At 64.3% G+C, this 21,404-nt stretch carries 14 protein-coding genes, 1 tRNA gene and 2 pseudogenes; 9 read left to right on the top strand and 8 right to left on the bottom strand.

The window, feature by feature from the left end:
* Nucleotides 1-3 precede the first annotated feature (3 nt).
* On the bottom strand, nt 4-4,779 hold the full coding sequence (gltB, locus tag G6P99_RS42515; RefSeq protein ID WP_029077524.1) for a glutamate synthase large subunit: 4,776 nt from the start codon (nt 4,777-4,779) through the stop codon (nt 4-6).
* Nucleotides 4,780-5,253: 474 nt separating this feature from the next.
* Between gltB and G6P99_RS42510 the strand changes: the two genes are divergently transcribed.
* Nucleotides 5,254-6,042 carry a hypothetical protein gene (locus G6P99_RS42510; RefSeq protein ID WP_029077523.1) on the top strand — a complete coding sequence of 263 codons (789 nt, stop codon included), beginning with the start codon at nt 5,254-5,256 and terminating at the stop codon, nt 6,040-6,042.
* 82 nt (nt 6,043-6,124) lie between these two features.
* On the opposite strand, the gene G6P99_RS42505 is transcribed toward G6P99_RS42510, so the two are convergent.
* On the bottom strand, nt 6,125-6,598 hold the full coding sequence (locus G6P99_RS42505) for an Hsp20 family protein (protein WP_029077522.1): 474 nt from the start codon (nt 6,596-6,598) through the stop codon (nt 6,125-6,127).
* A gap of 217 nt (nt 6,599-6,815) precedes the next feature.
* Here G6P99_RS42505 and G6P99_RS42500 point away from each other — a divergent pair, with 217 nt between their 5' ends.
* Nucleotides 6,816-7,763, top strand: a complete 948-nt coding sequence (locus G6P99_RS42500; protein ID WP_029077521.1) for an alpha/beta hydrolase — start codon at nt 6,816-6,818, stop codon at nt 7,761-7,763.
* Nucleotides 7,764-7,790: 27 nt separating this feature from the next.
* Here G6P99_RS42500 and G6P99_RS42495 read toward each other — a convergent pair whose 3' ends face one another.
* Together G6P99_RS42495 and G6P99_RS42490 are read right to left on the bottom strand one after the other, a co-directional pair.
* Nucleotides 7,791-8,450 carry a hypothetical protein gene (locus tag G6P99_RS42495; RefSeq protein ID WP_029077520.1) on the bottom strand — a complete coding sequence of 220 codons (660 nt, stop codon included), beginning with the start codon at nt 8,448-8,450 and terminating at the stop codon, nt 7,791-7,793.
* A 60-nt stretch (nt 8,451-8,510) separates the two neighbouring features.
* A complete protein-coding gene (locus tag G6P99_RS42490) occupies nt 8,511-10,310 on the bottom strand; it encodes an adenylate/guanylate cyclase domain-containing protein (protein ID WP_029077519.1) in 1,800 nt (599 codons plus the stop codon).
* Between the two features lie 240 nt (nt 10,311-10,550).
* Between G6P99_RS42490 and G6P99_RS42485 the strand changes: the two genes are divergently transcribed.
* Nucleotides 10,551-11,186 carry a LysE family translocator gene (locus tag G6P99_RS42485; RefSeq protein ID WP_029077518.1) on the top strand — a complete coding sequence of 212 codons (636 nt, stop codon included), beginning with the start codon at nt 10,551-10,553 and terminating at the stop codon, nt 11,184-11,186.
* 212 nt (nt 11,187-11,398) lie between these two features.
* A pseudogene (locus G6P99_RS42480) lies at nt 11,399-12,368 on the top strand (IS481 family transposase).
* Here the strand turns inward: G6P99_RS42480 and G6P99_RS42475 are convergent.
* Complete coding sequence (locus G6P99_RS42475) at nt 12,365-13,117, bottom strand: sulfite exporter TauE/SafE family protein (RefSeq protein WP_165126378.1); 753 nt, start codon at nt 13,115-13,117, stop codon at nt 12,365-12,367. The pseudogene G6P99_RS42480 and the gene G6P99_RS42475 overlap by 4 nt on opposite strands.
* Nucleotides 13,118-13,209: 92 nt before the next feature.
* Here G6P99_RS42475 and G6P99_RS42470 point away from each other — a divergent pair, with 92 nt between their 5' ends.
* Complete coding sequence (locus G6P99_RS42470) at nt 13,210-14,103, top strand: LysR family transcriptional regulator (RefSeq protein WP_029077516.1); 894 nt, start codon at nt 13,210-13,212, stop codon at nt 14,101-14,103.
* 8 nt (nt 14,104-14,111) lie between these two features.
* Here G6P99_RS42470 and G6P99_RS42465 read toward each other — a convergent pair.
* The 3 genes and pseudogenes from G6P99_RS42465 to G6P99_RS42455 form a co-directional block, all read right to left on the bottom strand.
* Nucleotides 14,112-15,077 (bottom strand): annotated as a pseudogene (locus G6P99_RS42465) (Bug family tripartite tricarboxylate transporter substrate binding protein).
* 101 nt (nt 15,078-15,178) lie between these two features.
* A complete protein-coding gene (gene hisN, locus G6P99_RS42460) occupies nt 15,179-15,958 on the bottom strand; it encodes a histidinol-phosphatase (protein ID WP_029077515.1) in 780 nt (259 codons plus the stop codon).
* A gap of 570 nt (nt 15,959-16,528) precedes the next feature.
* Nucleotides 16,529-17,416 (bottom strand): N-formylglutamate amidohydrolase, encoded by an 888-nt coding sequence (locus G6P99_RS42455; protein WP_029077514.1) that lies wholly within the window; start codon nt 17,414-17,416, stop codon nt 16,529-16,531.
* A 304-nt stretch (nt 17,417-17,720) separates the two neighbouring features.
* On the opposite strand from G6P99_RS42455, the gene cpdR reads away from it, so the two are divergent.
* The 4 genes from cpdR to G6P99_RS42435 all read left to right on the top strand — a co-directional run bounded on the left by cpdR (nt 17,721) and on the right by G6P99_RS42435 (nt 21,371).
* Nucleotides 17,721-18,080, top strand: coding sequence for a cell cycle two-component system response regulator CpdR (cpdR, locus tag G6P99_RS42450; RefSeq protein ID WP_016843340.1), 360 nt, complete (start codon nt 17,721-17,723; stop codon nt 18,078-18,080).
* Nucleotides 18,081-18,159: 79 nt separating this feature from the next.
* Nucleotides 18,160-18,234: transfer RNA gene (locus G6P99_RS42445), tRNA-Val, on the top strand.
* An 895-nt stretch (nt 18,235-19,129) separates the two neighbouring features.
* Nucleotides 19,130-19,564 carry a hypothetical protein gene (locus G6P99_RS42440; protein ID WP_029079397.1) on the top strand — a complete coding sequence of 145 codons (435 nt, stop codon included), beginning with the start codon at nt 19,130-19,132 and terminating at the stop codon, nt 19,562-19,564.
* Nucleotides 19,565-20,501: 937 nt separating this feature from the next.
* Nucleotides 20,502-21,371: a helix-turn-helix domain-containing protein gene (locus tag G6P99_RS42435; RefSeq protein WP_334261879.1), complete on the top strand. Its 870-nt coding sequence runs from the start codon at nt 20,502-20,504 to the stop codon at nt 21,369-21,371.
* Nucleotides 21,372-21,404: the final 33 nt, after the last annotated feature.

The following is a 21,404-nucleotide window of genomic DNA, read 5'->3' as shown; positions in this document are numbered from 1 at the left end:
ATATTACGCGCCGATCGCGATTTTCGGCTCGGCGTCGGCGTTCGCCTTCATTTCCTTCAGCGCGCGGCGGTACTCCACCGGCATCACCTTGCGGAATTTCGGCAGCCAGGTCTTCCAGTCGGCGAGGATCTCGGCCGCCTTCTTCGAGCCGGTCAGCTTGGCGTGACGCGTGATCAGGACATGCAGTCGCTCCACATCGGAGTCGAGCAGGTTCTGGAACACGTCGACCCGGCCATGCGCCTCGAGATCGCCGGAGTGGTGGTAGGTGCCGGCGTTGATCAGCTCCTCCGACAGTACCGGCTCGAGCTCGACCATCGACAGGTTGCAGAGTTTGGCGAAGTCGCCGCTCTCGTCGAGCACATAGGCGATGCCGCCGGACATGCCGGCCGCGAAGTTGCGTCCGGTCTTGCCGAGCACCACCACGATGCCGCCGGTCATGTATTCGCAGCAGTGATCGCCGGCGCCTTCGACGACCGCGACCGCGCCGGAGTTACGCACGGCAAAACGCTCGCCGGCGATGCCGCGGAAATAGCACTCACCCGCGATCGCGCCGTACATCACGGTGTTGCCGACGATGATCGATTCCTCCGGCACGATGCCGGAGTTCTTCGGCGGCTTGACGATGATGCGTCCGCCCGAGAGACCCTTGCCGACATAGTCGTTGCCTTCACCTTCGAGATCGAAGGTGACGCCCTTGGCGAGCCAGGCGCCGAACGCCTGTCCCGCGGTGCCCTTCAGGCTGACATGGATGCTGTCGAGCGGCAGGCCGGCATGGCCGTAGATCTTGGCCACCGCGCCCGACAGCATCGCGCCGGCGGAACGGTCGGTGTTGTTGATCTCTTCCTCGATCCTGACCGGCGCGCCGCGATCGAGCGCGGCCTGCGCCTTGTCGATCAGCCGGCGGTCGAGCACGGCGTCCAGATGGTGGTTCTGGGTTTCCGAGTGATAGATCGTCTGGCCCTTCTCCTCCTTCTGCCGCACGAACAGCTTGGAGAAATCGAGGCCCTTGGCCTTCCAGTGCGAGACCAAAGCGGTCTGGTCCAGCATCTGGACCTGGCCGACCATCTCGTCGAACGTCTTGTAGCCGAGCTGCGCCATGATCTCGCGGACTTCCTCGGCGACGAAGAAGAAGTAGTTGATGACGTGCTCGGGCTGGCCGGTGAAGCGCTTGCGCAGCACCGGATCCTGGGTCGCGACGCCGACCGGGCAGGTGTTGAGGTGGCACTTGCGCATCATGATGCAGCCCGCCGCGATCAAGGGCGCGGTGGCGAAGCCGAACTCGTCGGCGCCGAGCAGCGCGCCGATCACGACGTCACGGCCGGTGCGGAAGCCGCCATCGACCTGGACCGCGATGCGGCTGCGCAGCCGCTGGCGCACCAGCGTCTGATGGGTTTCGGCAAGACCGATTTCCCACGGCGAGCCGGCATGCTTGATCGAGGTCAGGGGCGAGGCACCGGTGCCGCCCTCGAAGCCCGCGATGGTCACATGGTCGGCGCGCGCCTTGGCGACGCCGGCGGCAACCGTGCCGACGCCGACTTCCGACACCAGCTTGACCGAGACCTGGCCGTCAGGATTGACGTTCTTGAGGTCGTAGATCAGCTGGGCGAGGTCTTCGATCGAGTAGATGTCGTGATGCGGCGGCGGCGAGATCAGGCCGACGCCCGGCGTCGAATGCCGCACGCGGGCGATGGTCGCGTCGACCTTGTGGCCGGGCAGCTGGCCGCCTTCGCCGGGCTTGGCACCCTGCGCCATCTTGATCTGCATCATGTCGGAATTGACGAGATATTCCGTCGTCACGCCGAACCGGCCCGAGGCGACCTGCTTGATCGCCGAGCGCATGCTGTCGCCGTTTGGCAGCGGCTTGAAGCGGTCGGATTCCTCGCCGCCTTCGCCGGTGTTCGACTTGCCGCCGATCCGGTTCATCGCGATCGCGAGCGTGGTGTGCGCCTCGCGCGAGATCGAGCCGAACGACATCGCGCCGGTCGAGAACCGCTTGACGATGTCCTTGGCCGGCTCGACGTCCTCGAGCTTGACCGGCTTGCGCTTGTCGTCCTCGGCGCTCTTGATCCGGAACAGGCCGCGCAGCGTCAGCAGACGCTCCGACTGCTCGTTGAGGATTTTTGCGAACGCCCGGTAGCGCTCCAGCGAGTTGCCGCGCACGGCGTGCTGCAGCGTCGAGACCGATTCCGCGGTCCAGGCATGGTCCTCGCCGCGGGTGCGGTAGGCATACTCGCCGCCGACATCGAGCGCGCTCTTGTAGATCTGGCCGTCACCGAACGCGTCGTCGTGACGACGCACGGTCTCTTCCGCGATCTCCGCGAGGCCGACGCCCTCGATCCTTGTATGGGTGCCGGCAAAATACTTGGCGACGAAGTCCGCCTTCAGGCCGACCGCGTCGAAGATCTGCGCGCCGCAATAGGACTGGTAGGTCGAGATGCCCATCTTGGACATCACCTTGAGCAGGCCCTTGCCGATCGACTTGATGTAGCGCTTGACGATCTCGTAGTCGTCGAGTGCTGCGGGCAGCCGGTCCTTCATCGCGAGGATGGTTTCGAACGCGAGGTAGGGGTTGATTGCTTCGGCGCCGTAGCCGGCGAGACAGGCGAAGTGATGCACCTCGCGCGGCTCACCCGACTCCACGACCAGTCCCACCGAGGTGCGCAGGCCGGTGCGGATCAGATGATGATGCACGGCGGCGCAGGCCAGCAGCGACGGGATCGGGATCCGGTCGGTGCCGGTCATGCGGTCCGACAGGATGATGATGTTGATGCCCTCGCGCACCGCGCCCTCGGCGCGTGCGCAGAGCTCGTCGAGCACCTGCTCCATGCCCGCCGCGCCGAAGCCGGCATGGAAGGTGGTGTCCAGCGTGCGCGACTTGAAGTGGGTCTCGGCGACGTCGGAAATCGAGCGGATCTTCTCGAGGTCGGCGTCGGTCAGGATCGGCTGCCGCACTTCGAGGCGCTTGGTCGAGGCCAGGCCCTGCAGGTCGAACAGGTTCGGCCGCGGCCCGATGATCGAGACGAGGCTCATCACGAGCTCCTCGCGGATCGGGTCGATCGGCGGGTTGGTGACCTGCGCGAAGTTCTGCTTGAAGTAGGTGAACAGCTGCTTGGGCTTGTCCGACAGCGCCGAGATCGGCGTGTCGTTGCCCATCGAGCCGGCGGCTTCCTCGCCGGTGGCTGCCATCGGCGTCATCAGGATGGTGATGTCTTCCTGGCTGTAGCCGAACGCCTGCTGGCGATCGAGCAGCGGCAGGTTGGAGCGCACGCCCTTGGCCGCCGCATCCGGCAGCTCCTCGAGCTGGATCTGGGTGCGATGCAGCCAGTCGCTGTAGGGATGGCTCTTGGCGAGATCTGCCTTGATCTCGTCGTCCGGAATCAGGCGGCCCTGCTCGAGGTCGACGAGCAGCATCTTGCCGGGCTGCAGCCGCCACTTGGTGACGATCTGGTCCTCCGGAATCTTCAAGACGCCCATTTCGGACGCCATCACGATGCGGTCGTCCTTGGTGACGAGATAGCGCGCCGGACGCAGGCCGTTGCGGTCGAGCGTGGCGCCGATCTTGCGGCCGTCGGTGAAGGCGATCGCGGCCGGGCCGTCCCACGGCTCCATCAGCGCGGCATGATATTCGTAGAAGGCGCGGCGCTGCTCATCCATCAACGGATTGCCGGCCCACGCTTCCGGAATCATCATCATCACGGCGTGCGGCAACGAGTAACCGCCCTGCACCAGGAATTCGAGCGCGTTGTCGAAGCAGGCGGTATCGCTCTGGCCTTCATAGGAGATCGGCCAGAGACGGCTGATGTCCTTGCCGTAGGCTTCGGAATGCACCGAGGCCTGCCGCGCCGCCATCCAGTTGACGTTGCCGCGCAGCGTGTTGATCTCGCCGTTATGGGCGATCATTCGGTACGGATGCGCCAGCGACCAGGTCGGGAAGGTGTTGGTCGAGAAGCGCTGATGCACCAGCGCCAGCGCGCTGTCGAAATCCGCTTCATGCAGGTCGGGATAGTACTTGCCGAGCTGGTCGGCCAGGAACATGCCCTTGTAGATCACGGTACGGCACGACAGCGAGCACGGGTAATAGCCCGCCATGCCGCGGTCGCGGCGCTGATAGATCGCCTGCGAGATCGACTTGCGCAGGATATAGAGCCGGCGCTCGAAATCGTCCTCGGTCTTGGCGGCGCCGTTGCGGCCGATGAAGACCTGCATGTGATAGGGCTCGGTCGGCTTCACGGTGACGCCGAGCGAGGAATTGTCAGACGGTACATCGCGCCAGCCGAGCAGCTTGAAGCCCTCGTTCTTGATCTCGTCGGCGATGATGCTCTTGATCACGTTCCGCCACGCGGCATCGCGCGGCATGAACAGCGCGCCGATGGCGTATTCGCCGGGCTGCGGCAGCTTGAAGCCGAGTTCGGCGGTCTTGCGCGCGAAGAAGGCGTGCGGGATCTGCACCAAAATGCCGGCGCCGTCGCCGGCGCGCGGGTCGGCGCCGACGGCGCCGCGATGTTCGAGGTTGCACAGGATGCTCAGCGCGTCGGAGACGATCTGATGCGACTTCTGGCCCTTGATGTTGGCGATGAAGCCGACGCCGCAGGAATCCTTTTCCAGGCTGAGGTCGTAGAGGCCTTCGGCTTGCGGACGCCAGGTGTGCAGCTCGGGAGTGTGCGGCCCAAAAGACGCATCATATAAGGCGTCATGCGCGGCATCAGCGGCTTTCGAGTCCGCGGTCGCCGACAGCGTACCTGCCACGATGATTTCGCGCTCGAATTCCGACCCGCTCATGTGTCCTCTCCCTTGCGTCAGGGGCCTCACCGTATTTGGCGCACCTTGGACGTTGCGGCACCCACCGGGCCACCGCTCGTCCGCCGCGAGCCGCATTTTCCTAAATTCAGACGTCGGGCGTTTCAACGTCCCCTGCGGAACGGCCCTGCCTGCAGCATTCTCGGAGCCCGGGGCGCCGAGGTTTCGTTGCAATCCCTATGCCGGAATGGCCTCGAATTTGAGACAGTCTTGCTGTCCTAACTTCGACCTTGCCAAATTTTTGTCTATCACACAAGCGCGAGGAAGTCCTCGCCCGCATGCTTGGAACGAACGGCTCGGCCGGCCCGCCGCGCCCCTGATTCGAAGCAAACACGCCGTGATCTGGCCCAAGGAGCGACCAAGGACCGCCGGATTTCAAACTGAATTTTACTCCGGGCAAGCCGGCCAGAGAGCGGGAAGCTCCTTAAGGGCGTGGGCAAGACAGGAGTAACGGCGATGAAGTTGTTCACAGGTTCGGTTGCAGCCGCTGCCCTCGCGCTCAGCGCACTCTCGGCCCAGGCCCAGCTGGCGACATCGGCCAGGATCGGCAGCCCGGCTTTGATCAAGGTATCCGACATGGGCGGACCCTATGCCGCCATGCCAGAGGTTCCGCCGCCGCCGCGCTTCGGCCGTGTCCCGAGCCTGCTGCCGCCGGTCGAGGTCTACACCGTGCTCCGCGAGAACGGCTATCTGCCGCTCGGCGCCCCCCGGCAGCGGGGTTTCGTCTACACGATCTCGGTGATCGATCAGGGCGGCGACGACGGCCGGCTGGTGATCGACGCCCGCGACGGGCACATTCTCCGCTTCACCCCAGCCTATCGGCTCGGCGACAATTACGAAGAGGAGCTGAGCGCGACCTACGGTCCGTTCGGCCCGATGCCGCGGGCGATCCAGGCCCGGGTGCCGCGGCCGCCGGCTCCGATCCCCCATGTCGCGAGCCGCGTGCCGGTGCCGAAGCGCAGTCCGCTTGCGGCCAAGGCGCAGGTTCCCGCGGACGCTCCGGCTCCGGCGGCCCAGGCGGCTGTCCCGGCCGCGGTCCCGCAGCCCGCGCCCACCCAGGCGGCCGCGCCTGAGCCTGCCCAGCAGGCCGCAGCAGCGCCGAAGCCGGCCGAGGCCCAGGCGGCGCCGCCTGCCGTTCAGCGTGCCGAAGCTCCAACCGTCGGCCAGGCCGCTCCGCCGCCGGCGCCGCCCGCGCCCGCGATCCTGCCGACCCAGGACATGCCGAAGGTGCAGGGGTTGGAGTGACGGTTACCAGCAACAAAAAACGCCCCGGTTTCCCGGGGCGTTTTCGCGTGCAGCCAATATCTGCTGACGCGGGACGTGTTGCTTAGGCCGCGACCTTCGCCGAGCCGTCGACGACCTGCGGAGCCTTCTCGCCGCCGCCGATTGGAATGCTACGGGGCTTCTTGGCCTCGGGAATCTCGCGGACGAGATCGACGTGGAGCAGACCGTTCTCGAGGGAGGCGTTCTTCACCTGCACGAAATCGGCAAGCTGGAAGACGCGCTCGAAGGCGCGGGAGGCGATGCCGCGATAGAGCACTTCGGAGGTGTTGCCGGAGTTCTCGTTGGCGGTTTTCTCGCCCTTGATCGTCAGCGTGTTCTCCTTCGCGACGATCGACAGCTCGGCCTGCGAGAAGCCGGAGACCGCGACGCTGATCCGGTAAGCATTCTCGCCGGTGCGCTCGATGTTGTAGGGGGGGTAGCCGGGGCTGCCGTCCGAGGTCACCTGATCGAGCAGGTTGAAGAGGCGGTCAAAGCCGACGGTGGAACGATAGAACGGAGTGAGGTCGTAGGTACGCATAGAGCTAGTCCTCCAGTGAGCGACTGTTTCAGTTACCCGCCCGCCATCGGGCCGGGCTTAGATGTGTGCAGCCTGATGTTCCGGTTCCGAAACACTGGTAGCGGCCTGCACTGAGGTGATATGGGAGGGGTTACGTCGCGTTCAAGGGACGGAAACAGCGTCGCTTTTGACGCCCGTGCCCTTGATCTCCACTCCGTCCCACCTACCGGTTCCCCGCATGACGCTCGTCTCGATTCCTGCCAATCCGGTTCCGGACGACGTGGTCAGTGGCACCATCAAGACCCCCGACGGGGCCGAGTTGCGCTTTGCGCGCTGGGCGCCGCCGCCCGGCCGCAAGGGCACGGTCTGCGTGTTCGGCGGACGCGGCGAGATGATCGAAAAATATTTCGAGACGGTGCGCGATTTGCGCGACCGCGGCTTTGCGGTGGCGACGATCGACTGGCGCGGGCAGGGCCACTCGTCGCGGCGGCTGCGCGATCCGCGCAAGGGTTATGTGCGCGACTTCGCCGACTATGAGGTCGACGTCGAGACCTTCGTGCAGCAGGTGGTGCTGCCGGATTGCCCGCCGCCCTATTTCGCGCTGGCGCATTCGATGGGTGGCGCGGTGATGCTGCGGCTTGCGCATGCCGGCAAGCGCTGGTTCGACCGCATGGTGCTGTCGGCGCCGATGATCGACCTGCCGCGGCGGCGCGTGTCGTTCTTTCCGAGCGCGCTGCTCCGGATCATGCGCCTGGCCGGTCAGGGCGGCCGCTACGTTCCGGGCGGCGGCGGCGAACTGGTTGGCCTCGCGCCGTTCATCGGCAATCCCGTGACCAGCGATCTGGTGCGCCACGCCCGCAACGCGGCTATCCTGGAGGAAGACCCGACGCTCGGCATCGCGGCGCCGACCATCGCCTGGGCCGACACCGCGTTCAAGGCGATGCGCACCTTCCGCGGCATGTCGTATCCGTCCGAAATCCGCCAGCCGATCCTGATGCTGGCGGCGAGCAATGACGAGGTGGTGTCGACGGCGGCGATCGAGGAGTTCGCCTATCATTTGCGCGCCGGCTCGCATCTCGTGATCGCCGGCTCCAAGCACGAGATCCTGCAGGAGCAGGATCGCTATCGCGGGCAATTCTGGGCGGCGTTCGACGCCTTCGTGCCGGGCACGCCGCTTTTCAAGTGATCCGCCTGTTTGCGGAAGGCCTGTGGCTCAGGCGTTGAGCAACGTGACGATGCGGTCCGGAAAGCGCCGTTCGACGAACAGCGTCCTGACCTCGGCGACGCTGAGATAGCGGTCGTTGCCGTCGCCCTTGCCCATGATGTCGAGCAGCACCGGCCACTCGCCGAGCATCAACAGCGGATAGTAGCCGTGCAGGATCGCGTAGGACGGCGGATGCTCGTCCTTGGCGCGCTGGAAGTTCGCGGCCATGAAGGTCTTGATGTCGGACGCCGACAGCCCGCGTTCGGTGCCACCGTCAGGATTCGGATAGTCCTTGCCGAAGGTGGCGAGCCTGGCGATCTCGTCCTCATGCACCACCGCATGCTGGTCGAGAATGCGTGAGCCGGCGCCGTGCTTGTCGAGCGGGCCGTTGCGCAGCTCGTCGAGGATCGCGCCATGGGTCAGGCTGCGCAACTGGCTGAACGGGCCGATGCCGTTGGCCATCTGCGCGACCATGAAGATCTTCGCCTTTGCGTCGGCACCCGCCAGGCCCGTCTTGCCGGTGGCGCGTCCGATCGTCCCGGTCAGTTCGGGCAGCGGCACGATATGACCGCCGACATAGTTGCCGGCGACGAGTGCGCGCAGGAACGGGCAAGGATTATTGGGGGAAACCTGCGGGGCAGCGGCCTCGCTTGCAGGCATATCGGACATCAAACCACATCCTGAAAAGCTTCAGCCTAAAAAGCATCCATTACCAGCGGATGAACTCGCTCAGGATTCAGCGGCGAATTTCGGCGTAGATGCAACCAGAACGAGTTTGCCGAAGGGCAGGCCGGCTTTCAAGAGGCCATCGCGGTAATGCGCGATGTCGGCCGGGTTCTTCCAGTGGAAATTCCGCAAATGACGTTCGACCGTCAGATCGGGATGACTGGCGAGCAGCGCCTCTGCCGCCTGCGCGGCCTCGTCGGCGCGGCCAAGCTGGGCGAGCGCCGCGGTGCGCACCGCAAGGCACTGCAGATGGTTCGGGTTGAGATACAGCCCCTCGCGCGACCACGACAGCGACGCGTCATATTGTCCAAGCAGATAATGGCTGAACGCGTTCAGCCCGGCCCATTGGTAGCGCGGGTCGCTGTTGCCACGCTGGACCGCCGTCGAGAACAGGTCGACCGCCTTGCGGTGGTCGCCGATCACCATGTGGCAGATTCCGAGCACGCCGCGCGCGCCCATGTCGTAGGGGTTGAGCTCGATCGCCCGCTTGATGGCATCCATCGCGGCTTCGTAGTGGCCCTGCATCGCGTGCAGATAGGCCAGCAGCGAAAACGCGAACGAGGAGCGCGGGTCGAGCCGGACGCTGCTCTCGGCCAGGCTGACCGACGAGGCCCACAATTCGCGCGTGCTCGGGATCCAGCCGAACTGGATGCTCTGGATCTGGATCAGCGCCAGATAGGCGCGCGCGATCGACAGCGCGGGGTCGAGCTCGATCGCCTCCTTGAACAGCGCGATCGCGGTGTCGCAGTCGTCCTTGGTCTGGTGATAGTAGTGCGACAGGCCCTTCAGGAAGCGGTCCCACGCCGTCAGTTCGGCATTCGGCGAGCGCGCCGGTGCCGAGGCCTCGGCACGGTAGATCTCCTGGGCCACCGCGGCGGAGAGGTTGGCGGTGATCTCGTCCTGCATCGCGAACAGGTCGCCCATGTCGCGATCATAGCGGCCGGTCCACAGCTGCTCGCCCTTCTCGGGAGCGATCAGTTCGGCGGAGACGCGGATCTTGTTGCCGGCGCGGCGTACCGAACCCTGGATCAGATAGGTCGCGTCGATCTCGCGCGCGATCAGGCGGGTCGAGACGCTTTTGCCCTTGTAGGCGAAGGTCGAGTTGCGGCTCAGCACGCGGTAGAAGGATTGCAGCGACAGCGCGTGGATCAGATCCTCGGTCAGGCCGTCGGAGAAATATTCGTCGGCGCCGCCGCTGAGATTGTCGAACGGCAGCACGCCGACGATTGCGGTCCGGTATTGCCCCGGCAGATGCGGACCGTCGTCCGGGGTCTTCTCCTGCAGATCGGATCCGGCCGGCGCCCAGGTCCAGACATGGATCGGTTCGGCGATGTTCTTGAAGCGGTGCGGGCCGGCGTCCGCCAGGATGACGGCAAGCCGCCGCCCCGCTTCGGTGCGGGCCTTGTCCGATACCGCGATGCCGCCGGGCGCTGCGACCGTCTCGAGACGGACGGCAATGTTGACGTCGTCGCCGAACACCTCGTCCTCGTCGGCCATGACGTCGCCCATGTGGACGCCCATCCGGAAATGCATGGCGCGGTCGGCCGGCAGATGCTCGTTGCGCTCGGCCATCATGGTCTGCATGGCGACGGCGGCTTCGATGGCGCCGATGATGCTCGGAAATTCCAAGAGGAAGCCGTCGCCGGTGTTTTTGACGATGCGGCCGCCATGGTTGAGGATGATCGGGTAGATCGCGCTGCGATGCGCCTTGAACGAGGCATGCGTCCCCGCCTCGTCGGCGCCCATCATGCGGGAATAGCCGGTAATGTCAGCGCAAAGAATGGCAGCGAGCCGTCTTTCCATATTTCCTGTGCCCTGGAATGGCCACTCAGCCGAGGTGACCGTATCCGATACTTACAAGACAGGCCGGGTCCGGCGGAAGCTCGGTTTGCAGGCACCTATAATGCATAGTAGCAGGATTTGGCATGCGACCAACGGATCGTACAGTCCGTTTGTCTACTGGATTCGTGTGTCGCCGGGATGGCGCCGGTCGGCTGGTCATCCTTTCCGGGGCGGTTACTTACATAGGTTAATTGCGCTGACATGCTGGGAATTCACGAACTTTGGCTTTTCGTCCTGTCCGGCCTGCTGCTCAACATCACGCCGGGGCCGGATACCGCTTATATCGTTGGGCGCACGATTCAGCTGGGATGGCGCGGCGGTGCCGCTGCGGCAATCGGTATCAGCTGCGGCTGCCTGGTCCATGTGCTGGGCGCGGCGATCGGGCTGTCGGCGCTGCTGATGGCGTCGTCGACCGCGTTCCTGGCCGTCAAGCTGATCGGCGCGGCCTATCTGGTGCTGACTGGCCTGCAGATGCTGCTGTCGCCCGCCAAGCCGATCACGGAGATCACCGGGCAGGGCGGTGAGACCTCGATCTCGCTTGTGTTCTGGCAGGGGGCGCTCACCAACATCCTCAATCCCAAGGTGGCGCTGTTCTTCCTGGCCTTCCTGCCGCAGTTCGTGGCGGCGGACGCGCCGCACAAGACTCTGGCCTTCCTGGTGCTCGGGCTGATCTTCATCACCGGCGGCACGCTGTGGTGCTTCGGCCTCGCCGCGTTTGCGGCGAGGGCCGCCGGCCGTATCAGGCAATCGGCCGGCGTAGTCGCCTGGATCAACCGCTCGCTCGGCGCGCTCTTCATCTATCTCGGCGTCCGCGTCGCCATGCTGGAGGCGCGCTAAGCGCGATGAGATTGGGGTGAATCGTCCTCGCGCTTCAGCCCTTTAGTTTGGGCATGATCTCCGCGCAAACGCGTTCCGCGTTTGTCGCGAGGGAAAACCGCTTCGCACTTTTCCGGATCATGCCCTAGCTGTGAGCTTTCAGGAGGTTGTCCATCTGGTCTGAACCGAGGAAGCTGAGGTTGCGAAGCTTCAGTGTTCCCCGGAGAGACCAGATGAACATCCACAAGAATGCGCCTCTGACGCCAAAAGGTCGAGAGGCGATGGTGCGGAGTGTGATCGAGGGCGGCCTGACGAAGGCCGCAGCTGCACTCCAATTCAATGTCACGGCAAAGACGGTCGCCAAATGGGTCAGGCGCTTCCGCGTAGAAGGCGTCGATGGTTTGCAGGATCGTTCCTCACGGCCTCTTTCATCGCCAAGCCAAACCCCTGCAGCCACATGCGCCGCTGTCGAGACGTTCCGCCGGCAGCGCCACACCGGCAAGCAGATCGCGCTCGAAGTCGGGGTCTCAGCAGCAACCGTCAGCCGCATCCTGCGCCGGCTCGGTCTGAACAGGCTGGCTGCTCTGGAGCCGGCCGAGCCGATCCGGCGCTATGAGCGCGAACGTGCCGGCGAACTGATCCACATCGACATCAAAAAGCTCGGCAAGTTCAATCGGATCGGCCACCGGATCACCGGCGATCGACATGGATCGAGCAATCTGCGTTCTCGCGGTCACGGACCAGGTTGGGAATAACGTACATGTCTGCATCGACGATGCGTCGCGGATCGCCTTCAGCCAGGTCAAGAAGAACGAGCGAAAGGGCTGTGCCGTCGCTTTTCTCAAGGCCGCCGTGGCCTATTACGTCAGCCTGGGCGTGAAGGTAGAGCGCGTCATGACCGACAATGGCGCGTGCTACAAATCCTTCGCCTTCCGAAGGGCGTGCAAGCGCCTCGGCCTCAAGCATATCCGCACCAAGCCCTATACGCCCAAAACCAATGGCAAGGCCGAACGCTTCATTCAAACCAGCCTACGAGAATGGGCCTACGCGCAGGCCTACAACACCTCTACAGAACGAGCTGCCGAGCTGCCACGATGGCTTCACCGCTACAACTGGCATCGTCCTCATGGCAGTATCGGCTCAAAGCCACCGATCAGCCGGCTCGGATTAACCGGGAATAACCTCTTGAGGCTCCACACCTAGCCGTGGATCTTGAGCAGCGCGCTGCCGGCGAGATAGATGCCGAGCAGGATCATCGCGATCAGGAACCAGCGGCGGAAGACGTCCGGCTGCATCCGTGTGCGGACAGCCTGGCCGATGAACATGCCGGTGAATGATGCGACCATCGCGACCGCGCCCGGCAGTGCGGTGGCCGCCGTCAGCAGGCCCGAGGCGGTGAGGTTGAAGGCGAGCGCTATGGTTGCGGTGGTGAAGAAGACGCCGAGCGCCTGCACCAGTTCGTCCTTCTCCATGCCGATCGCCTGCATGAACGGCATCGAGGGGATGACCTGAACTCCGGTCGCGGCCGAGATCAGCCCGGTGATGACGCCGACGACGCCACCGATCCATTTTTCGTTGCGGCGCGCGACCTTGAAGTTGAATCGGCTCAGGCCGACGATCGCGTAGATCACCAGCAGCACGCCCAGCACGACGGTGCCGTAGGCCGCGTAAGGCCCGGTCAACAGCCCGGCATTGATCCAGATCCCGACCACGGTGCCGAGCATCAGCGGCCACAGCCGCTTGATGATGTCGCGCAGATAGGGGCCGACGAAGGTCTGCCAGATATTGGTGACGATCGCCGGCACGATCACGATCGCGATCGCCTGGCCCGGCGGCATCGTGGTTGCGAGCAGCCCCATCGCGACCGTCGGCAGACCGAGGCCGAGCGTACCCTTGACGAAGCCGGCGAGCAGGAAGGCGAAGGCGATGAAGATCAGGAGATGGTCGACCATAGCGGCACATTGACCGATCGATCCGATCGGCACAATCTGGAGGTTACGGAGTTAGCCTTCGGACCGGGCGAAGGTATGGGGCGGGAAAAAACATGCGGTTCGACCTGATCGACTTGCAATTGTTCATCGCGGTTTCCGATGCGCGCAGCATCACGCAGGGCGCGGCGCGCGCGAACATGGCGCTGGCTTCGGCCAGCGAGCGGATCAAGGGCCTCGAGGAGGCGCTCGGCGTCGCGCTGCTCAAGCGCGGTCGCCGCGGCGTCGAACTGACGGCGGCGGGCGAGAGCCTGCTCGGCCACGCCCGCATCGTGATCCACAATGTCGAGGCGTTGCAGAGCGATCTTGCCGCCTATGCCAGCGGCGTCCGCGCCAACGTGCTGCTGCTCGCCAACACTTCGGGCCTGTCGGAGCACCTGCCGCGGGCGCTGGCGGCCTTCCTGCACGAATATCCCGACATCAGCGTCGATGTCGAGGAGCGCGAGAGCACCGATATCGCGACCGCGATCGCCAGCGGCGCCGCCGATCTCGGCTTCGCCGCGGAACACGCGCTGCCCGACAGCGTCGAGCGTTTCCTGTTCAGCGAGGATCGCCTGATGCTGGTGGCGTCGCGGCGCAGCGATCTCGGCGGCCGCCGCCAGATTGACTTCCAGGAAGTGGTCGGCCGCGATTTCGTCGGGCTTACGGCGACGTCGGCGCTGCAGGTCCATATTTCGCGCCACGCGGCCAAGCTCGGGGCGCGGCTACGCTTTCGCGCCCGGCTGCGCGGCTTCGACGCCATCTGCCAGATGGTCGCCGCCGACGTCGGCATCGCCGTGATCCCGGAAACCGCTGCGCGGCGCTGCGCGGCTTCGATGCCGATCACAACGATCCGGATCCGCGACGCCTGGGCTAACCGCCGGCTGACGATCTGCGCCCGCAGCTTCAAGGCGCTGCCGCGGGCGGCCAAGCAGCTCGTGGAGTATCTCCGGGCCGAAGCGCAGCGCTGACGGCACCCTTATTTCGCCGTCACGACGCCGGCATCCTGGATCACCTTGGCCCACTTCTTGATGTCGGCGGCGACGAAGTCGCGGAAATGGTCCGGCGTGTCGCCGACCAGTGTCAGGCCCTACTCGGCGAGCTTTTGCTTCACCGCCGGGTCGGCTATCGCCTCGGTGGCGACGCTGTTCAGTTTCGCGACGATCGCCGGCGGCGTTCCGGCGGGCGCGACCATGCCATACCAGTTCTCGATGACGAGATCGGGCATGCCGGCTTCCGCCGTGGTCGGCACGTCGGGCGCGGTCGGGGCGCGCTCACGGCCGCCGAGCGCGATTGGGCGCAGCGCGCCCGCCTTGATCTGCGGCAGGATCACCGGCAGGTCGAGGAAGGTCATCTGCACCTGCTGACCGAGCAGGTCGTTCACCGCCGGTGCCGCGCCACGATAGGGCACGTGCACGATGTCGATCTTCGCCGTCAGCTTGAACAATTCGCAGGCCAGATGCGGCAGGCTGCCGGGGCCGGAGGAGGCGAAGTTGAGCTTGCCCGGCTGCGCTTTGGCAAGCGCGACCAATTCGCTCATGTTGTTCGCCGGCACATTGGTGGCGACCACCAGCATCTCCGGCACGGTCGCGACCAGCGTCACCGGCGCGAGATCCTTCAGCGTGTCGTAGGCGACCTTCTCCATGCTCGGGCTGATGGCGAGCGCGCCGGCGCTCGCGATCGCAACCGTGTAGCCGTCGGGCGCGGCCTTCGCGACCGCGTCGGTGCCGAGCACGCCGCCCTGGCCGGCGCGGTTGTCGACGATGATCGGCTGCTTCACCAGTTCCGAGATCTTCTGCCCGATCACCCGCGCGATGATGTCGTTCGGCCCGCCGGGCGGGAACGGCACGATCAGCCGGATCGGCTTGGTCGGATAATCCTGGGCCGAGGCTGCGCCGGGCGCGTGAAGCAGAAGGGTTGCCAGCAGCCTGCCGCAAATCGTCATGTGCGCCCATCCATCCCTGACTTTTCTTGTTGCCGTCAGGATGGGCGCAGATCAATCGCGCGGCAACTCAAGAAATCAGGCCAAGAGATCACGCCAGGAAATCAGGCATTGAGCAGCTTCATCGCCGCTTCGTGCACGCGCGGATCGCCGGCGGCGATGATGCGGCCGCCGCTTTGCGCCGGCTTGCCGTCCCAGGTGGTGACGATGCCGCCGGCCCCGGTGACGATCGGGATCAGGCCGGCAATGTCGTAGGGCTTCAACTCGGTCTCGACCACGAGGTCGAGATGGCCGGCTGCGAGCATGCAATAGGAGTAGCAGTCGCCGCCGTAGCGCGACAGGCGAGCCGCATTTTCGATGCGGCCGAAGCGGGCGCGGTCATCCGGATTCATCAGCAGCGGGCTCGTGGTGAACACGGTCGCCTCCTTCAGCGAGGTGCAGCGCCGCACCGAGAGCCGCCGATGGCCCGACGGCCCGGAATAATGCGCCGAGCCGCTGTCGCCGGAGAAGCGCTCGCCGATATAGGGCTGGTGCATCATCCCGAATACCGGCGTACCTTTGTGCAGCAGCGCGATCAGCGTGCCCCAGATCGGAAAGCCGGCGATGAAGGATTTGGTGCCGTCGATCGGATCGAGCACCCAGACATAGTCGGCGTCCTCGCGCTCATTGCCGAATTCCTCGCCGACGATGCCGTGCTGGGGGAAGTTCGCCTTGATCAGCCGCCGCATCACGGCTTCCGCGGCCCGGTCTGCCTCGGTGACCGGATCGAAATCGTTCGAGCTCTTGTTGTCGACCGAGAGCGAGGTCCGGAAGAACGGAAGGATGGTTTCGCCGGATGCGGTCGCGAGGCGGCCGATGAAGGCGGTGAAGTCGATGACCGTCACGGCATGTCCCTGAAATGCGCAAACGACGCGGTAGAAATCGGATGCGATCTGCCTAGCTCAATCCGGCGCGGCGCGCACGATTAACGGAGTGTTATCCCGGCCTGATGACGGGGTTCCCCACTTTCGTTTGGCTTAGGATTCGAAAGTCTCCTGGGCTTGGCGGCGGATCACGAAGTTGCGAGTCCTGGTATACAAGCTATGCGCAGGGCGCTGGACGCCTCAGATTTTTGCCATAAGCAATTGAATCTAAATGACAAAAATTAGAGCGTGCGGCCTGTTGCAGTTTCGCCAGATTTACCAACATTGCAGAGGAAATGTTTCGAAAGTTCTTGCGTTTTGTGCAGCGCGGCCGCATATTGTTGCGGTGCGGTAGCGCCTCGCGCTATCGCTGCCCTCCTTGGGCGTTTCCTCCCTAGACTTGGGCCGCTTGTTCATTCAAGCGGCCCTTTTTTCTTAGGCCGACATTTCCGCGCGTGAACCTGGAATCCAGTTCGGCGCTCGGCTCGCGTCGCGAAATGGATTCTCTGTTCATGACTTCGACGGGCACCGCAGTGCCTGTCCGAGACTTGTCTACTCCGCCGCCGCCTGGAACGGGCCGAGATCCCCGAACGGAATTTTCGCGAGTGCATCCGCCAGCTTCGCGAAGTCGGCCGCGACCTGGGCGAAGCGCGGCCCGCGCTCGCGGTGGCGCTCATCCATATAGACGGCGCGGTTGAGCTCGATCTGCACGGTGTGCAGGCCGCTCGCCGGGTTGCCGTAATGCTCGGTGATGAAGCCGCCGGCATAGGGCTTGTTGCGGCCGATCGAATAGCCGAGCGAACTCATCATCTCCTCGACCAGGTCGGGCAGCAGCGGCGCGCAGCTCGTGCCGTAGCGGTCGCCGATCACGACGTCGGGCCGGCGCGGCTCGTCACGCGACACCCCGACCGACGGCATCGAATGGCAGTCGACCACGATCACGGCGCCGAATGCCTGGTGCGCCTTGTTGATAAGCCGGCGCAGCGCCCGGTGATAGGGCTTGTAGAGCACCTCGATCCGCCGCAGCGCCTCGTCGACGTCGAGCCGCTCGCGGTAGATTTCCTGGCCGTCGCCGACCACCCGCGGGATGGTGCCGAGGCCGCCGGCCACCCGCATCGAGCGCGTGTTGGCAAAGCTCGGCAGCCGTCCGGTGAACATACGCGGGTCGAGCTCATAGGGCTCGCGGTTCACGTCGACATAGGAGCGCGGGAAGTTGACCCGGACGATCGGAAAGCCGCGATCGCTCACGCCCGCGATCAACTCGTCCATGAAGGAATCTTCGGAGCGGCGCAGCGACGTCAGATCGATGCGCGAAGCTTCGAGGAATTCGGTGGGGTAGACCGAACCCGAATGCGGGGAATTGAAGATGATCGGCGCGCGCCAGGCCTGCGGCTCAACGATCTCGAACGGGGGCGACAACTCGCCAGCAAATTCGCTCATTCCCTTGGCGCCGTCCCTTGCGTCCGCCTCGCCCCGCAGGAATTGATTCTGCCGGAAAAGCGGAGATTTATGGGCGGGCATTGTCGGTAATCGCGATCATTCTGCCAAGTGAAAAGAGTGTGGTTTCCGCTGGAACGGGTCTTAAAAGCAGGAAATGCCAACCAAGGTTGATTCGCTGCGGGGTTCGGTCCACAAATAGGTGGTGGTCGCAGCCTCAGGCCTGCCGCAAATTTCACCCGAAATTTACCGTCTGTCGTGCCTACTGTTCGGACAGATCCTCCAAGCCGGATTCGACGATTCAGTCATGCCGAAAATTCTCCTCGCCGAAGACGACACCGATATGCGCCGCTTCCTGGTCAAGGCGCTCGAAAACGCGGGTTTCAAGGTCTCGCCGCACGACAACGGCATGTCGGCCTACCAGCGGCTGCGCGAGGAGCCGTTCGAAATGCTCCTCACCGACATCGTGATGCCCGAGATGGACGGCATCGAGCTGGCGCGCCGTGCCTCGGAACTCGATCCCGACATCAAGATCATGTTCATCACCGGCTTCGCCGCGGTCGCCCTCAATTCCGATTCGGAGGCGCCGAAAAATGCCAAGGTGCTGGCCAAGCCCGTGCACCTCAGGGAATTGGTCAGCGAAGTGAACAAGTTGCTGGCGGCCTGATTCGCCAAAAAAGCCTCACTTTGCGTCCTTGCCTGCCCCGCCGCGGTCCGTTATAGGGTCCCGATCCAAACAGCGCTTTGGGTGCGTAGCTCAGCGGGAGAGCACTACCTTGACATGGTAGGGGTCACAGGTTCGATCCCTGTCGCACCCACCACGCTTCGCCCTGACGGGCTTCGCGTGGCGCAGCCACGCGGGGACCTTCAGGTCGAAGCGTGTCCGGCGTAGCTTGAACGAACGTGAAAGCGAAGACGGACTGGCGCCGCGAGCTTCAGCCGGCAAGCCACGCTTTGGCAACGGCGACGATCTTCCGATTCAACCTGTCAAACAGCTAGTTCGGTGTCATCACCCGCGCATGCGGGTGATCCAGTATTCCGGAGACGCCGGTGCTTGAACCGAGGGGCCGCGGCGTACTGGATCGCCCGGTCGAGCCGGGCGATGACAAATGTAGTGGGGACGCAGCTTCGCATTCTCGCGACATATTTGCCCGAGCTTTGCTCTTCGTTTCACCCTCTCTCTTCGCAGAGGGCGCAGGGAAAGCCGGGTGCCGATCGCACCCATGGGCCCCGAGCAAAAGGTAGAAAGCTCGGGGGTAGGACCACAGGTGTAACCGGAAACTCCGGCTTTCCCTGCGCGATGGGTTACGGCTTACTTCGCGCTCTCCCCGGCGAGACTGGGCTTGTTTGTCACCGCCTTCGCAAGACGCAATTGCGTCTTACAAGGGGACACCGGCCACAACTAGGGCGTCAGGACCACACGACTTCACCGTCCGCATCAATCACGCTTCGTCCGTCGTGATCTCAGCGTCCACCGCATCCCACACCGCGTTCGTGACGATCGCGACCCGCCCCTCCTCGGGTGAGACGGGCGAACCATACACTGAGTTGGGTGTTCTGATAAATAGAAATATTTTTGCTGTGGGGGCTTGCGCCGTCGGGCAACTCAGTGATCCGCATCTCGACGATTGCTGCGGCTGCGGTAATAAAGGGACGGGAACCAGAGGTCGCACAGGGCCTCTCGCGCGATCATGGAAGGTCGGAGGAGAAATCGCAGTGCTCGATCACATCCTGAAATTCATGACGCTCGGGACCATCATCGTCGGCATCACCGCGATCTACACCGCGCTCCACACCAACAACCGGCGGCTCGGCGCCGATATCTTCCTCAGATATTCCGACCGCATTTCCGACCTGCGACGCCGCCTGCCAACGGCGGCGTTCCTTGACGAGGGCCCTGCCGGCAGCATTGAGATGATGCCGGAAGAGCGCCGGATCGTGCATGAAGTCATCTTCTCGATCTTCGAGCTCTACGAGCTCAAGGTGAATGGCTTCATTCCGCCGGCGATCTGGAAGATCCGGGAGCCCGACATCGAAAGGGTGCTCTCCCTGCCTGTCTTCCAGCAGGAATTGGCGGCTGTGCGAGTGAGATTCGTGAGGCATCCGCGTTTTGCGGCATGGCTCGACCAGATCGGGCAAAGCAAGGCATAGCCGGGGGCGACGCCCGAACAGAGGTCGTGTCCGCCATCGATGATGAGGGTGCCGGTGATCCGGCGCCGCTCGCGCAACGCGCAGGGTCGCCGCGCAATGTGACGAGCCGTTATGACCTTCGTCATCTCGACGTTCATATGAGGATGCCGCAACCTGCGACAACATGTGCGGCTCGCGCAGCCCGCGTGTTCTGTTCGCATGGATCGCATTCGCGTCGCGCGCGGTGGATTGCCACATGATTAGGCACACGTCTTCAGTCGCGGTCGACGGGAATCCGGTGCGCTGGATTCTCGATATGTCATGTACCGTGCTTACGTCTGTTCTCGGCCGCTACGTGCGTTTCGTCTCAGCGCGAAGATCGCGAAAATTTTCTGAACACGCCGCGACGATGCGTTGCCCGATCGCATCGCACGAAAGCAATTTTGGATTTCTTCACGATGCGCGTTGCCGCTCCTCTGGTTCTCGCGCAGATTGTTCTCTAGATCACTCGAGCGATCTCGGCGATGGGCTCCCGAGCCGGATCCGGCAACCACGCGACAATACAATCGCGACAATGATGAATGCCATGTGTGAGCACGACTGCCGCAGGAACCTGCATCGGCCCTATCAGGAGCGGCCATCGTAAGCAGGGTGACATGCGCGCATCCAGAAAATCCCGCTTCTCCGTCTGCCTGAAAATTCGCCCGTCCGTCAGAGGCCGGCGACGCAACCTTGGGAATGCGCCTCCGTTGAGCCGACGTTCGTCGTTTGCGACAACGGGGGACGAAATTACATGCAAGAAGACGACAATAGGCCGGTGAGCGCAGCCAAGCTCCTGGAACAGGTTCCCCTGCCGCGCGAGCCCCGGGACATCAGGGACACCACGCCGGCGCCGCCGCGTCTCTTCTCGACCAGACCCTATCCGGCGCCGGAACAGTTTGAGGTCTGGAAGACGCGCATGGCCTCGCTGCTCGACGTGGCGCCACCGGACGGCCACGACCCTGCACGCGGGTTCGAGGTCGAATACCTCACCTGCAACATGGCTGACATCGTGTTCTCATCCGGGCAGTTTGCCGGTCAGACCTTTGCGCGTGTGTCCGAGTCGTCGCAGCGTTCCCCGGTCGATATCTGGTGGTTGTTCCGCGTGCGCTCGGGAGAAGCCTGGTTCGAGACCGGCGAGCGGCAAATCCTTGCCGGGCCTGGCGCCATGTTCATGATCTCGCTTGACGACGACTTCCGCGGCCGCATCACGGATTATGACGGCCTGGTGATTGGCTTGCGGCGCGGCGCCTTTGCGGGTGCCGCCGAGCAAGTCGACAGCGTCTGCAACACCATTCTCTCGGGCAATCTGATCGAGCTGCTGGCGGATTATCTGGACCGGCTCGAGATGCGTTTGATTCAGATGTCACCGGACGAGCTGAGGCTGGCCGGACGGGCGACCGCGAACATGATCGCTGCGTGTATCGAGCTGTCCGCCGGGCCGGAGCAGGGACGAAGCACCATCGAATCGATCCTGTTCGAGCGTGCGCGCCGTTATATAGAGGCGCATCTCGGCGACTTTGACCTCACGCCGGACCGCGTGGCGCAGCAATTGCGGATCTCGCGCTCGAACCTCTACCGTGCCTTTGAGAGCGTCGGCGGCGTTGCCGGCTACATCATGCGCAAGCGTCTGCGCGCCGCGCATGCGGAGCTGGTCGGGAGCGCCGACAGGCAGGTGCAGGAGATTGCCTATCGCCACGGCTTCAAGCTGGCATCGGATTTCACGCGCGCGTTCCGCCGCGAATTCGGCGTCAGCCCACGCGAAGCGCGCGAGCGCGCACGCGGCTGATCAACTACCGGTTGAGTTGTGGCGAGATCGTCT

Source organism: Bradyrhizobium sp. 6(2017) (assembly GCF_011058295.2).
GTDB classification, from domain to species: Bacteria; Pseudomonadota; Alphaproteobacteria; order Rhizobiales; family Xanthobacteraceae; genus Bradyrhizobium; species Bradyrhizobium septentrionale.
The sequence above is the reverse complement of the archived record's forward strand: the minus strand, read 5'-3'. Positions and strand labels throughout refer to the sequence as shown.

Coding starts and splice junctions, on each gene's coding strand:
- gltB (WP_029077524.1), bottom strand. CDS start 4,779: ATGAGCGGGTCGGAATTCGAGCGCGAAATCATCGTGGCAGGTACGCTG.
- G6P99_RS42510 (WP_029077523.1), top strand. CDS start 5,254: ATGAAGTTGTTCACAGGTTCGGTTGCAGCCGCTGCCCTCGCGCTCAGC.
- G6P99_RS42505 (WP_029077522.1), bottom strand. CDS start 6,598: ATGCGTACCTACGACCTCACTCCGTTCTATCGTTCCACCGTCGGCTTT.
- G6P99_RS42500 (WP_029077521.1), top strand. CDS start 6,816: ATGACGCTCGTCTCGATTCCTGCCAATCCGGTTCCGGACGACGTGGTC.
- G6P99_RS42495 (WP_029077520.1), bottom strand. CDS start 8,450: ATGTCCGATATGCCTGCAAGCGAGGCCGCTGCCCCGCAGGTTTCCCCC.
- G6P99_RS42490 (WP_029077519.1), bottom strand. CDS start 10,310: ATGGAAAGACGGCTCGCTGCCATTCTTTGCGCTGACATTACCGGCTAT.
- G6P99_RS42485 (WP_029077518.1), top strand. CDS start 10,551: ATGCTGGGAATTCACGAACTTTGGCTTTTCGTCCTGTCCGGCCTGCTG.
- G6P99_RS42475 (WP_165126378.1), bottom strand. CDS start 13,117: ATGGTCGACCATCTCCTGATCTTCATCGCCTTCGCCTTCCTGCTCGCC.
- G6P99_RS42470 (WP_029077516.1), top strand. CDS start 13,210: ATGCGGTTCGACCTGATCGACTTGCAATTGTTCATCGCGGTTTCCGAT.
- G6P99_RS42455 (WP_029077514.1), bottom strand. CDS start 17,416: ATGAGCGAATTTGCTGGCGAGTTGTCGCCCCCGTTCGAGATCGTTGAG.
- cpdR (WP_016843340.1), top strand. CDS start 17,721: ATGCCGAAAATTCTCCTCGCCGAAGACGACACCGATATGCGCCGCTTC.
- G6P99_RS42435 (WP_334261879.1), top strand. CDS start 20,502: ATGGCCTCGCTGCTCGACGTGGCGCCACCGGACGGCCACGACCCTGCA.